This window comes from Exiguobacterium sp. s50, assembly GCF_018618175.1.
In the GTDB taxonomy this organism is placed as follows: domain Bacteria; phylum Bacillota; class Bacilli; order Exiguobacteriales; family Exiguobacteriaceae; genus Exiguobacterium; species Exiguobacterium chiriqhucha.
On sequence record NZ_JACSLP010000015.1, the window covers coordinates 18,670 to 30,905 of the forward strand.

The 12,236-nt window shown below is 50.1% G+C and carries 13 protein-coding genes; 5 read left to right on the forward strand and 8 right to left on the reverse strand.

All coding sequences use genetic code 11. From position 1 onward, the window contains the following. Positions 1-621, reverse strand: a complete 621-nt coding sequence (locus tag KNP68_RS14445; RefSeq protein ID WP_214800021.1) for an NAD(P)-dependent oxidoreductase — start codon at positions 619-621, stop codon at positions 1-3. Between the two features lie 172 nt (positions 622-793). Between KNP68_RS14445 and KNP68_RS14450 the strand changes: the two genes are divergently transcribed. Beyond that, on the forward strand, positions 794-1,885 hold the full coding sequence (locus tag KNP68_RS14450) for an FUSC family protein (protein ID WP_029595479.1): 1,092 nt from the start codon (positions 794-796) through the stop codon (positions 1,883-1,885). A gap of 43 nt (positions 1,886-1,928) precedes the next feature. On the opposite strand, the gene KNP68_RS14455 is transcribed toward KNP68_RS14450, so the two are convergent. Genes KNP68_RS14455 through KNP68_RS14465 form a run of 3 tightly spaced genes read right to left on the reverse strand, consistent with a single transcriptional unit; the run spans position 1,929 to position 4,608 of the window. Beyond that, positions 1,929-2,975, reverse strand: a complete 1,047-nt coding sequence (locus KNP68_RS14455) for a DUF58 domain-containing protein (protein WP_131472725.1) — start codon at positions 2,973-2,975, stop codon at positions 1,929-1,931. A 5-nt stretch (positions 2,976-2,980) separates the two neighbouring features. Next, the gene (locus KNP68_RS14460) at positions 2,981-3,907 is read right to left on the reverse strand and encodes an AAA family ATPase (protein WP_131472723.1); all 927 of its coding nucleotides are present in this window, start codon (positions 3,905-3,907) and stop codon (positions 2,981-2,983) included. Then, complete coding sequence (locus tag KNP68_RS14465) at positions 3,907-4,608, reverse strand: hypothetical protein (protein WP_131472721.1); 702 nt, start codon at positions 4,606-4,608, stop codon at positions 3,907-3,909. Before KNP68_RS14465 ends, KNP68_RS14460 begins: the two co-directional genes overlap by 1 nt. A 188-nt stretch (positions 4,609-4,796) precedes the next feature. On the opposite strand from KNP68_RS14465, the gene KNP68_RS14470 reads away from it, so the two are divergent. From KNP68_RS14470 to KNP68_RS14480, 3 genes are all read left to right on the forward strand, one after another. Continuing rightward, the gene (locus tag KNP68_RS14470) at positions 4,797-5,468 is read left to right on the forward strand and encodes a WGR domain-containing protein (protein ID WP_131472719.1); all 672 of its coding nucleotides are present in this window, start codon (positions 4,797-4,799) and stop codon (positions 5,466-5,468) included. A 73-nt stretch (positions 5,469-5,541) separates the two neighbouring features. Beyond that, entirely contained in the window at positions 5,542-6,051 is a 510-nt protein-coding gene (locus tag KNP68_RS14475; protein ID WP_021067425.1) for a PH domain-containing protein, read from the forward strand. Further along, the gene (locus KNP68_RS14480) at positions 6,048-7,553 is read left to right on the forward strand and encodes a PH domain-containing protein (RefSeq protein ID WP_214800023.1); all 1,506 of its coding nucleotides are present in this window, start codon (positions 6,048-6,050) and stop codon (positions 7,551-7,553) included. Before KNP68_RS14475 ends, KNP68_RS14480 begins: the two co-directional genes overlap by 4 nt. A gap of 142 nt (positions 7,554-7,695) precedes the next feature. Here KNP68_RS14480 and KNP68_RS14485 read toward each other — a convergent pair whose 3' ends face one another. The 4 genes from KNP68_RS14485 to KNP68_RS15260 all read right to left on the reverse strand — a co-directional run bounded on the left by KNP68_RS14485 (position 7,696) and on the right by KNP68_RS15260 (position 10,581). After that, complete coding sequence (locus tag KNP68_RS14485) at positions 7,696-8,838, reverse strand: sensor histidine kinase (RefSeq protein ID WP_251131524.1); 1,143 nt, start codon at positions 8,836-8,838, stop codon at positions 7,696-7,698. Next, complete coding sequence (locus tag KNP68_RS14490) at positions 8,828-9,508, reverse strand: response regulator transcription factor (protein WP_021067428.1); 681 nt, start codon at positions 9,506-9,508, stop codon at positions 8,828-8,830. The genes KNP68_RS14485 and KNP68_RS14490 overlap by 11 nt, the downstream gene beginning before the upstream one ends. A gap of 20 nt (positions 9,509-9,528) precedes the next feature. Then, the gene (locus KNP68_RS14495) at positions 9,529-10,089 is read right to left on the reverse strand and encodes a VanZ family protein (RefSeq protein ID WP_214800027.1); all 561 of its coding nucleotides are present in this window, start codon (positions 10,087-10,089) and stop codon (positions 9,529-9,531) included. Between the two features lie 369 nt (positions 10,090-10,458). Beyond that, entirely contained in the window at positions 10,459-10,581 is a 123-nt protein-coding gene (locus tag KNP68_RS15260) for a hypothetical protein (RefSeq protein WP_255417482.1), read from the reverse strand. Positions 10,582-10,867: 286 nt separating this feature from the next. Here KNP68_RS15260 and KNP68_RS14500 point away from each other — a divergent pair, with 286 nt between their 5' ends. Continuing rightward, a complete protein-coding gene (locus KNP68_RS14500; protein WP_029595471.1) occupies positions 10,868-12,130 on the forward strand; it encodes an NCS2 family permease in 1,263 nt (420 codons plus the stop codon). The last annotated feature ends 106 nt before the right edge of the window (positions 12,131-12,236 follow it).

Here is a 12,236-nt window from a genome sequence, read left to right on the forward strand (position 1 = left end):
TTATGATTCCGTCGTGATGCCGACGCGGTGTCTACGATATGATTTGTCTTTCCAGGCTTGAATGACGAGCTCCGCCACATCGTCACGCGAGATTGGTCCCGAGTTCTGCGTCCCGAGCACGTCAGCTGTGATGACGATGTTCCCGACGGACGCGTCTTCAATCAATTGCGTCGGGCAGACGATTGTATAATCGAGCGTCGATGCGTCGAGCAGTTCGTACGCCTTGGCGTGGTCCTCGGCCGCGGTCGTCATCGAACGTTTCGATTCTCGGGTCTCGAAGCGATAGTGATTGGAATCGTGTGCCTGCAAGATGCCGGCCGTCCCGACCGTCAAGATGCGGGTGATACCGGCTGCTTGCATCGCTGAGATGATGAACGGTGTGAAGCGGGACAAGACGTCCTGCTTATCCGTACCGAGCGCTGACATGACGACGTCGGCCGATTTCACCGTTTCTGCGATGGCATCCGCATCGGTCGCGTCACCAATGATGACCGTGAGGCGATCCCTCGGTTCGACCTCGCGACGTGACAACAGTCGGACGTCGTGGCCGTCTTTTAACAAACGTTCAAGCAACCGCATCCCCGTGCGGCCGCTCCCTCCAAATAAAGCAATGGTTGACAAGTAAACCCCTCCCAATCAAGATTAAAGAAAATATCCAACGCCATCATACCACGGAAGCGCTATCGAAACAGGAGACAACGGCTTGAAGTTGTGAGGTTTCAGGGCAGGGTAAGTGGGATACAAAAAGTTAAGACGTGTATAAGGGAGGAAGACACTTCGTTGTCGACACCGCATGAGATTTGGAGCTAGAACCATCAAGACCGGGATATCCGTCGCCTTGGTATTGCTCATCGCCGAGGCATTTCAATTTCAACAGATTGTCGTACCGGCACTCGCGGCCTCGCTCGCATTATTGCCGTCCGTTTATCAGACGGGTGTCCGGCTATTAGAAGAACTAAAAGGGAACTTGATCGGGGCTTTGCTCGCCGTCTTCTCATTAATGTTGACGCCGAACCCGACACCGATTGCCATCGGCGTCGTCATCATCATCGCCATCTCGATCCTTCTCTTCTTGAACCTCGAGTCGACGACCCGGACCGTCATCTTGACGACGATTCTGATTATGGAAGGGGCCAGCCAATCGGACATGCCCGTCTGGATGTTCGCCGGGGAACGTTACTTGCTCATCATGATGGGGATCACCGTGGCGCTTCTCGTCAATGCGCTCTTGTTCCCACCGCGCTATGAACGGAAGCTCGAGGACGAGATTACGACCGTCTTCCAAATGGCCGTCCGCATTGCCCGTCTGTTCTCGGAAACAGAAGGTGGACGTTCGTCGTTCGAGTCACTCGAAGAGACGAAAAAGAAACATCGAGGCTCAAAGACGACGTATGACTTCTTTGAAGAAGAGATTAAAGCCAACCGCTGGCTCGAGAAGAAGACGCCGATTTATCGCCGGGCCGTCTTGAAGTCGAAGATGATCGATACGAACAGTGCCGCCATCCACGTGCTCGACAAGCTGCATGACGATTTTCTGACGCTCGAACATCTACCGCCCCAGCTCGAGGACGAACTGATGCGTCATATGCGGCACTTGCTCAGACGGCATGAGCGTCTATTCTCGGCTTATGAATTAGAGAACGAGCACATCATCGACCGGGAAGAGGACTTGATTCACGAGAACTTCGACTTCGCGAAGTTGATGATTGAGAAGATGCGGGATGAAGAGGAAGACCTCATCCTTACCGTCGTCCCGCTCGTCGCGACGATGACGGATTGGGTCAAGGCGATGAATGAGCTCGAACGCTACCTCATCACCGAGATGAAGAAGCACGGGGACAACCTGAAAGTGGAACCGCGTAAGAAGTGGTTCTTTGAAGACTAAAAAAGGTAAAAAAATAGCATCACCTAACTGGGCTTTTAAAAAGTCAGTTAGGTGATGCTATTTTTATGAGCTGAGCTTGCTTGTTTTTTATTTTCGTCACGTAAGGCGAGAAACGGGTTGAACCCATATAGTGATCTTGCTCCGATAGACTAGAGAGTAAAGCGAGGATGTTTTTAAGCTGCTTCGCCCCTTCTTGGATGCTCAAGTGATTGACATGTCCCTTTTGATCTAATCGGTTCACAAATAGCTCGACCTTCCCGCCGCTTTCAATCAATTCCCGACTGACCAATGCCGTATCCTCTATCAATTCTTCGAACTGATGATGAAGGCCGATCCCGTTCGAAGCTGACAAATCGAGGTACACCGTGAACATGTCTTGATTGACCGGCTGGTACAGTTTCGTTTGCAAAGTCGATTTTTTCGCCGTCGCATACCAGTCGATTTGTCTAGACGGTTCATCCTCATAGGGTTTCGAGGAGATTTGTAGTAACCGATCCTTAATTGGAGAATATTTAGAGACGCGCTCACCAAGCTTCAGGTGTGAGCGGATACGCTGCGCATGAGTACTTGAAATCGATGGATAGACCGTCCAACGTAAAGGGGGAGGCAAATAGAGTGTCAGCGTCCCTAACGATAGAGGCAAGCTAATCGTGATGGAGATTTCAGCTATTTCGATGGGCCCCCTTCGATTACCTGTAAGTTCGAAGACGAAATCAGATGGCAGCTCGTCCAATTCGATGATGGATTCCGTATGCCCCTCTAAGTTCACGACGTAAGGTCCATCCTTTGGCGTACGTATATATGTTTTCGTGCTCATGTCGTTTAAGAGGTGCACGTTCGCCAGTTCAAGGGTGAACTTACAACTTTCGTTCTTGAACAGAATCGAGTCGAACTGTCTCCACGTGACGTCCATTTGTGCAGTCAGTCGTTTCGTGTAACGCTCGATATAAAGACTTGCCGCCAAAAAAACAGCGAGAACGAATGAAAGAATCGAGAGGTACGGCACGAACAACAAGATGATCATCACTGAAAATAAGACGATTTGGATTCGTTTTTCAAGCAAGAAAAATACATTGGTCGTGATGTTCATCGGAGTCACATGCCCATCTCGACCGGGACCGGGACGGTCGACAAGATTTCTTCCATGACCATGGCCTTCGAGGACTTGATCTCGCCCTCGAGCGTCAGTGTCAACCGATGAGCGAAAACGTATGGGGCCAAGAACTTGATGTCCTCTGGTGTGACATAGTCACGATTTTGGATATAGGCATAGCTTTGAGCGGCTTTCGAGAGCGCGATCGTCGCACGTGGACTGATCCCCGTCTGAACGTTCCGGTGACTACGTGACGCGGTCGCGATCGAGACGATATAGCGTAACACGTCTCTCGAGATGTGGATTTTCATGGCATCGGCTCGATATTGCAGGAGTTGCTCGAAATCGACATTCGCCAATACCGCCTTACGGGTCTCGGTGACGGATTCCTCCAGCAATTGAAGTTCGAATTCTTCGGTCGGATACCCTGTATGTAGACACATCATGAACCGGTCAAGCTGCGCATCAGGCAAAGAGAAGGTGCCAGATGATTCAATCGGGTTTTGCGTCGCGATGACGAAGAATGGGGTAGGAAGTTGATAGGTCTTGCCCCCGACCGTCACCTGTCGTTCTTCCATCGCTTCGAGCAATGCGGACTGGGTACGTGGGACGGCCCGGTTGATTTCATCGATGAGCACGATGTTGGCGAAGATCGGGCCTTGCTTGTTTTCAAACTCTTGCGTCTTTAGATTGAAAAAATCTGAACCGACAATATCTGACGGTAATAAGTCGGCTGTGAACTGAATTCTTGAAAAGTCGCCGTGGAAACTCGTCGCTAACGTCTTGGCCAACATCGTTTTCCCGGTGCCAGGTACATCTTCTAAGAGCACATGTCCGTTTGCCAACAGCGACGTCACACACAACTCTACTACTGTCGGGTTGCCCAAATAGACTTGGTTGATTTCCTCAATCATCGTACGAATGTTCATCAAGATTTCTCTCCTTTGTAGTGTTGTATATACTGTCTGACAGATACTTTGAAATCATGAAGTGAGCGCTCGTCGATCACGTTCAGTTCTCCATATCGCACATCGGCATAAGGTTTCACAGATTGTTCGAATCGAATGCGTGCAAACCACTCTGAGACGGTCTCGTGAGGTTTTCGTTTTTGAGTGTCGCTCAAGGTGTCATTCAACTCCACGAGTAGTTTCCCAAGTTCAGTATCAGAGGCATAGAGAAAGGTTGGTGTTGTATTGGTCACCGTGTTCATGTTGGCTCGAGATGATAATGGTCTCTCGTCAGCTGAGGACGATGTCGCTTTGCGTCGCCGTTTATCCCACCAATCGTGTACGCGCTTGTAGTTCTTGAGAAATAAAATGAGCAAGAAAGCTATAACGGCCCATTTCAGGACGTCTGAAGTATCCCCTTGGTCTTCACCAGACGTCTTTTTCTCAAACCGTTCTTTCGACAAAAGATCATACCACTTCGGTATATCATTAGTATCCTCTAGATTCTCTGTTTTATCTTTAAAGGTTGCCAATTCACCGTCGATGTACCTTGGATTTCCCGACATGTCTTGTTGGGTCGGGCGATCTACAATCATTGTATAAAGGAAAGTACCCCCGATTTTAAATAAAGCGACGATGATTAAGGTCGATATGATGAAATAATACATTTTTCTTTTCTGCATAAGCCCTCCTTCATCGATAAGTCTCTATGATAACTTAGTCTTCTTAAAGGAATTCAATGTATACTTATATATTCCTTTATAATAAAAAAATGTTAACAATTGAAAAATAATACATTTAAAAGCGAATCACCAGATTGGCTAATTCACCGTATAATGAAAACATAATAAATATTATTGGGGAGTGGCAAATGAAGGTCCATTTACTGCACACTACAAAATTTTGGAACATCCGCGTCGGCACAGACGAGTTCGTCGTCCAGTATGGAAAGCTCGGTACGGTCGGTAAAGTCCAACTAAAGTCTTTTGATACGGCAGAAGAGTGTAAGAAAGAAGCCGACAAACTCGTCCGTCAAAAACTAAAGAAAGGGTACGTTGAGGTCGAGTACGACTGGGACAACCATCTTTACTTAGATGACCCAGAGATCGGCCCGCATCCGTTGACGGCCCACCCGGCGTTTATGCAACATTTCCAGGAAGACTTTTATTTAGACTGTACGGACGAGTTCGCGCCGTTCGGGAGCGATGAAGGGGCCGACGTCCTCGACATGTTCGGAGAAGCGCTTCGAAAAGAGCAGGACTTCGATTTTCTGGAAGGGGCGTATGCCGTCCTGTCTGACTGGCTCGAGGAAGACATCTCGACGCCGGACGACTGGATGTTGAACGGAGATCGTTTCGTGTGTGACGTCGTCATCCTCGCGAGCGCGTTCGCTTCAATCAAACTGACCGGACGAATCACAGATGCGTTGAAACGTTCTGCCCATGAAGCGTTAACCACAATCGTCGAGGAAGTCGAGCCTGAGGATACGCATCGGTTTCAGCTAATCAACGAACAGCTCACCACTTTCCCCGTGTCGAAATGAAACTTTTTCAGAAAAACGGCGTATACTAAAGAGAGAGAAGGACAAACGTCCGAACGAATAGGGGGAAACACCAATGTCAGACATAGAAACAACACCGACATCATTCAGCGGCACATTGCCAATCGAGGCACGCACCGTCTTCCGACTGTCGAGCGCGATCTTTTATCTCATTGGGCTCGTCATCACAGGTGGCCTCGTCGCCGCCGCGCTTTATTTTGACTGGCCGACATGGCTGCAATATACGATGTACGCCTTACTCGCCATCGACCTCATCTATAGTGTGATTGATATTGTCGTCTTCCAAAAATGGAAGCAAGAGCGGTTCACGTATGATGTGAAACCACTCGAGATTCGCTTGCATCATGGCGTCATCACGACAAACGACGTGTTGATCCCGATGACGAAAGTACAATACGTCCACGCCCAGCAAGGCCCGCTGCTACGAAAGTACGGCTTGCAGACGATCACGATTGGAACGGCGGCCGGGTCGCACGACATTTATGCAATCGAGGAGTCGTTCGCGAAGACGCTTCGTGAACAGATCGCCGTCTACGCCCGCATCGAGGAGGAGGATGTCGTATGACGGAAGCCGCCCTCACGTGGCATCGGCTGCCGAGTCGCGTCCTTATGCTTCGAGTGTTAGAGGTCATCAAGTCGTTCGCCATCCCACTCGTGTTATTGTTCGTCGTCAACAACGATTGGGAGTCCACGTTCGGCATCATCTTACGGGTCGGAATCCTGCTCTTCCTCGGGCTCGATGTCCTGCAGAAGTTCTTCGGCTGGCTCAACTTCCGCTATGCGCTCGATGAGAAGACGGTATATATCATCGATGGCAATTGGATTAAGAAAGAGAAGTCGCTTCCGCTGTATAAGATTCAAAGCGTCCATTCGAACAGCCCGTTCTTGTACCGGTTGCTCGGGGTCGTCGAGTTGACGTTCGACACGAACGCGAACAGTGACGACGCCTCGTTCAAACTGGCCGGCGTCTTCCCGAACGAGGCGAAGCGGCTCGAGGACATCCTTGACCAGGTCCGTCATCGCAAGACCGAGACCGACATACCAGTAGAAGGAGAGACGGACACGACAGCTACACCGGTGGCGATTGAAAAACCGGCGAGCCGTTTGTTGTACGCCCTCTCGACCCGAGAGATCATCATCGCCTCGCTGACATCATTGTCGGTGTTCGCGATCTTCCCGGTCGCCTCGACAATCATCTCGTCCATTGATGACTTCATCAATCTCGACGGGACGTTCGATACAATCGGCGATTGGGTCGTCCACGCGTCGATTATCGCGATTGGCCTGCTCGTCCTGACGGTCCTGATATTGTCGGTCGTCATCGGCATGGTCATCAACTTCTTGAAATACGGGAACTTCCGGCTCGAACGACGCGGGGACCGCATCCGCGTTGAGAAAGGACTGCTCAACCGTTCCGCTAAAGAGATCCCATACGAGAAGATTCAAGCGGTCCGGGTCAAAGAGACGTTCATTCGGCGCTGGTTCAACATCGTCGGTGTCGAACTCGTCGCGGCCGGGACGATGGACGAGTTGAAAGACGAATCGTCAACCATCCTCCCGTTCGTGAAACGGGAGCGGGCGATGACCGTGTTGAACGAGCACTTCGACCAGTTCGTCTGGTCTGACACGCTTCATCGCTTGCCAAAACGTTCGCTCTGGGTCAAACTGCTACGCATCAGCTGGGTCGGACTCATCGTCTCGGGTGTCGTTTTGTATTTCTTCCGCGATTACGCCTGGTGGCTCGTCCTACTGTGGGCCATCATTATCGGCGGTCGCCTATTGAGCTATATGACGACGCGCTACGCTCGCAACGGTCAGTTCATCGAGCTGCGGACAGGGGCCTTCAACGTCAGTTCATTCTTGACGGACAAGCCGCGGATCGAACAGGTCCAAGTGACACAGACGCCACTCCAACGCCGTTTCGATGTATGTAACGTCCTGTTCTCGACACGGGGTGGCTTGCTATCGAATGAGATGATCGAGGACATCCCGAAACAAGAGGCAGAAGCCATGCTGAACTGGTTCTCCCGCTATACGGTACAGGAAGATATGAAAACACCGGGCTAACGGATAGCCCGGTCAGGTGATCGACGAGCCACTCGCGTGTTGCGAGTGGCTCGTCTTTTTTAATCGGCTTGAGGGCTCGCTCCGACATAAGCTTGAAGTTGATCCTGTTTGGTGTGAATGCAAAAATCATGGCGCGTGTAGGTCACACGGGCCATGATTTTTCATGAACAGCATTGGAAGAGACTTTTGGGAGAATGATTGTGAACGTCGTTTCTCTTGGCTGACTCGTCACGTGAATCTCGCCCTCATGTAAATCGATGATGGACTTGGCGATGGCGAGACCGAGACCTGATCCGCCGGTGTAATGTGCGCGTGACTTTTCCACTCTAAAAAATCGTTCAAACACGTATGGGATGTCACGTGATGGGATGGCCTCCTCGCCGTAATTCGTCATGTTGATAAGAACCGTTTCATCCGTATCTTCAATGAACGTATCGATATACGTTCCGTCACGACCGTAACGAATCGCATTCTCGAGTATATTTTCAAACACACGGACGAGCTTCAACGCATCACCTTCAACGATGGGTCGCTTGGCTGAGGAACTGAATCGAGCTTCCATTTCAACTTCCGAGAGACGTAACGTCGACTGCATGATGAGCTGATTGAGCAATTCATCGAGACGGATCTCACTTGTTTGCAGCGCGATTTGGTCGTTTTGTAGAAATGTATAGTCAAAGATATCGTTAATCAAGCCTTTCAGATGGATCGCATTCTCATGAATGACTTGGATGTAATGACGCAATTCCACCTCGTCCCGGTAACGGTCGCTGTGAATCAAGTCAAGATAACCCGTGATCGACGTGAGCGGGGAGCGTAAGTCGTGCGCGACGTTCGTCACGAGCTCGTGCTTCAAACGATCAGCTTGAACCAATTCCTGCTCCGCTTTTGCCGCACTGTCCGAGATGGCGCGAACGGTCGCCATCAACCGCTCTAGCTCTGGCGGGACCGATGGTTCAACCAAATCACGATTGGCATGGAGTTCTTCGACAAGTGAAGTCATCCGCTCAATGTGAACCTGTAAATACCGTTTACGCTCATATTGATAGATCAACACGAGACAAACGATGACCATCAGACTGTAAAACATGAGGATGACACCTTCCCGGAAATACGACAATACGATGATCAGACTCTCCACAAATCGTGAAGACTCCTCAAAGTACCAGACGGCAGGCAGTAACAGAACACCGCTCAGGGTGGCGACTCCAAACGCAATCACCACATACAGCAGACGTTTCCACATCGGGATGAACGTTATGACGCGCCATATATTATGTCTCAATTTTATATCCCACTCCCCACACCGTATGAATGATGACCTCATGTGGCACAACGGCATGTAATTTCTCGCGGATGTTACTGATATGAACCATCACCGTCTGGTTCGACCCGACGCCATGCTCTTGCCAGACAGCCTCAAATATTTCTTCAGAGCTATACACCCGGCCTTTATGTTTCGCCAGTAAATACAAAATCTCAAATTCACGTGCAGTCAATCGAATCGTCTGCTCTTGCATCATGACGGTGTGGCTGGCTCGATCGATGAGGAAAGGGCCAGCTTGTACACTTGAGGACTCGCTTGGTCGGTTATAGTTTGAACGGCGCAGCAATGCTTTAATACGTGCCATCAACTCGAGCGGATTGAACGGTTTGATGATGTAGTCATCGACTCCCGTCGTCAATCCCAATATCTTATCCATATCACCCACTTTGGCACTGACCATTAAGATCGGAATTTGGCTCGTCTGGCGCACCCGCTTACAAAATTCAAGCCCATCCATCCGAGGCATCATCCAATCTAAAATGATTAAGTCAAACGATTCTTGGTTGAACAAGTCAAGCGCCATTTCCCCGTCGGTTGCCATCGTCGTGTGATACCCGTCATTTTTTACATACACATCAATCAGTTCTGCGATTTGGACATCATCATCCACTAACAAGATTTTTGTCATGCTTGAAACTCCCTCGCGAATTAAAGTTGGAAATTCTGATACAAACGTCGGAACGGGGCGTATTGGACGACGAAGCGAACGAGTAAGAACCCTAAGAGCGCCCCGAACGCATTTGCCAATAAATCATTCACATCCGTGCTTCGTCCACTGCCTAGTGTCGTGCGCACCAATAATTGAATCAGTTCAAGGATCAGACTAAACTGAAATCCTAATTTAAGTACTTCTTTTTTCGTGATCGACGGTTTCAAAAATGGAAGATAACAGCCGAACGGGAGGAGCATCACGATATTCAGCACAAAAGAATACAAGTCGATGGTCAAAATCGGAATAAAATTAATCGTTTTCCACCATGGTACTTGGTTCGCATACTTTCCTAAATTGACGTCAATCGGGAAAAACACGAAGTGAAGGACACCTAATAAGTATATCCCGAATGATAGAAGCAAAATAGTTTGTGCGGCTTTTACATGTTTCTTGCGAAACGACCAGACGAGTAACGTGATGAGTCCGAGGATGGCGAGTGGGATGAGAACGACTCCTGATTCGATTGTGAACATAACTGAATAATTCTGATTATACATGGGAATAAACCTCCTAAGAATTTGAACTGTCTTCAGTGTAGATGGCAGATTTAAAGAATTCTTAAAGGAGTCATAAATGAAATCTAAAAAAGGCAAAGCGCTTTGCTCTGCCTCGAACTGTTGAACAATCAATCAAGAAGCTTGCTCTCGGATCGATGTTTGGCGCCCAGATATCATTCGTCACGTCAACTTCACCGTTTTCGCGTTTCTGTTGCTGAAAAATGGGAACAAGTATGGTATGATGCAAGTAGAAAGAGACCGGTGCTGGACACACCGGCCTCTGGCGTACAGGTTACCACTTTAAGAGTGGCCCAGCCGCCACAATGGTTAGTGAATCAGAAAGTGACCCATCTCATTGCGCCGAGGGGGTCATTTTTTTGTGCGTTCAGACGTTGCACGATCGGATGTTTGGTGTAACACCAAGTGAACGATAATCGGAGCGAGGATCGGGACGATCACATAATCGCCGACCCAGGTCCATAGTTGTTCCATCCGCACCACCGCCTTCCTCCATTGTGGACTTGGCGGCTGACCCCACTATTGCTGCGTTAACCTGCCTCTTCATTATAGCAGATTCTTGTCAAAAAAGATGCTAAAAACAGGAACGTTTGTTCTTGTTTTATAAAATGAACCTTTCGTCCGAATGGGTCTCATGACTGGGTCCAAAGATGGATTTGAACCAAGATTGTCTTGCATGTCAGAGGTCAGACAGGATATAATTTACCTCGTGTGTATAACCACATGGGTGGGTGAGGGTGCCAATAAAGGATTGATTCCTATGGCAAAACAAACAGAATGGAAAACAGAAACATACGGGGGCGTGCTGAACTTTCTGGCGACAGCATACATCCCGGCCGTTCACGCGGCAATCTTGACACAAGCTGGACTCCCGTTCGAGGGAGCGCTCGTCGGAGCGATTTTGACAAGCATCATCGGAACGTTCATCGCAGGGCTGTTCAACTTGCCGCTGCTCCTGTTACCAGGGATGGGCATCAACGCGCTGTTCACGTACACGCTCGTCCTGCAGATGGGACTGAGCTGGCAAGGCGCGCTTGCCGTCTCGTTCGTCTCAGGGGCGCTCGTCGTACTGTTGACGGTGACGAAGGTGGCGAGGAAACTGGCAAACGCGTTCCCGCCGATCATTCATGACGGATTGACGGTCGGGCTCGGCCTATTCCTTATCTTGATCGGACTCGAGGCGGCGGGGATCGTCTCGGGCGGTGGCGGGGCACTGCTTCACATCGGAGACCTCGGGGAACGGCCGGTACAGGTCGCATTCCTGTCGCTCTTCGTGGCCATCCTTCTCTTCTTGAAGATGGGACCGAGCAGTTTCTTATGGACGATCGCGTTCGGAGTCGGCTTGAGCGCCGTCATGGGCACGCTCGACTGGACCGGTGAGTTCGCGCTCATGCCGTTCTTCGAGTCGTTCGGCACTGTGTTCGGAAACGTCTCGTTCGCCGAGTCGGCGTCACCGATCTTCCTTGTCGCCGTCGGCGTATTGACGCTCGTCTTGCTGATTGAGAACATCAGCCTGATCCAGAATCAGACGCGCGCCATCGGCAAGGATGCGGACGCACCGAAAGGGCTCGTCGCCCAAGGGTTGTCGACGATGGCCGGTGCCATGTTCGGCTCGAGCCCGACCGTCTCGACGGTCGAAGTCGCGGCCGGCATCTCGGTCGGCGCTCGGGGCGGCATCGCCTCGTTCGTCACATCAGGCCTTTACGTCGTCTCGCTCTTGTTGTTGCCGCTGTTCGCGATCATTCCGGTGACGGCAATCGCGCCGGTGTTGATCATCATCGGCATGATGATGTTCCAGAACGTGAAGCATCTCCCGCTCGACAATTGGGAGCATGCCTTCCCGGCGATTCTCGTCATCATCATGATTCCGTTCACGTATTCCATCGTCGATGGCATCGGGCTCGGATTCATCGCCTACACGATGATCGTCTTGTTCAAGAAGGGCTATCGGTCGCTCAGTCCGGTCGTCGGTGTCTTGACCGTATTGTTCTTAGTTTTCTTTTCTTTACCAGTCTGGCTATGAGATAGGGCGGTACCGTGTATAAACTGTACCCTGAGTAGTAGACACTTAAAAAAGTCTATTGCTCAGGTTTTTTGTGTACACTGGACTAAATCATATTGGGAGTGAA